The organism is Pseudomonas sp. P5_B2 (genome assembly GCF_056400445.1).
Genome location: NZ_JBFULH010001101.1, coordinates 1 through 1009 on the forward strand (window position 1 = coordinate 1; position 1009 = coordinate 1009).

Consider the following 1009-nt stretch of genomic DNA (forward strand, 5'->3'; position numbering starts at 1 on the left):
CAAAGCGGCGACTGGAATATTCAAGCCGGTTACTACCTGCGCCCCGCCTGGCAGGGTAAAGGCACTAGCAACGGTGAAACCTACTCCACCGTGGTCTCCGAAGCGGACAGCTATGTCACCGACGGCAGCAACAACCAGGAACGCAACACAGTGGTCCTGCGGGTGGCGAAGGCGCTGGACCTGGGGCCGTGGAAGTCCGAAGTCGGGATCTCTGGCCTGACCTCGTCCCTGGAGAACCGCGACACCAACAACGATGGCCGGCGCAATGCCATGGCGGTGCACTACATCGGCAAGAACGGCCCATGGGGCGTGCAACTGCAAGCCGCGCGACAGCAGATGTCCCCGCGCAACCCTGGCACCGATGAACTGGTGACTTTCGGCAGTTACGACGCCACCTTCAACGTCRCCAGTCGCGGCAACTTGTACGTGGCGGATGTAAGCTATGACGTCAGCGGCAAGTATCTGTTCGATCAGATCAGCGGTGTGAAGCTGTACGCCAACTACAGCGCATTCGATAAATCTGCGGACGATTTCAAGACCTCGCAACGGATGATTTTCGGCACGTCGTTCTCCCTCAGCAAACTATGGATCGCCACGGAATGGTTGCACGGCAAGAATGATCCGGTCATCGGTGGCAGCAGCCTCACCCAGAGTCTGGGGGCTGGTGGTACTAACCAGTGGGAAAACCAGTTGTACATGAACATCGGGTATTACTTCTGATCCGGATTTTTGGCAACAGCCCTAAAGTCCTCTTCGCGAGCAGGCTCGCTCCCACAGGTTTAGCGCATAACCTGTGGGAGCGAGCCTGCTTGCGAACTCGTCAGCCCAAACAACACTTGCATCAGCCCATCCACTGATAGTCAGATAGTCCCTACAGAACAATCACCACTCCAAGAAAAACAATAAACCTGCCCCATGTAACAGTAGGAAAGTTCAGAAAAAGCAAAGCCCCCGAAGGTTCGCGGCCTCGGGGCTTCTATTTCCCCCTGCATCCCTTAATGCCCGGCGA

The 1009-nt window shown here is 56.6% G+C and carries 1 pseudogene; it reads left to right on the plus strand.

Annotated features, from left to right (window positions below):
* Window positions 1-720: pseudogene (locus AC1DRJ_RS29465) on the plus strand (hypothetical protein); the annotation flags it as partial.
* Window positions 721-1009: the final 289 nt, after the last annotated feature.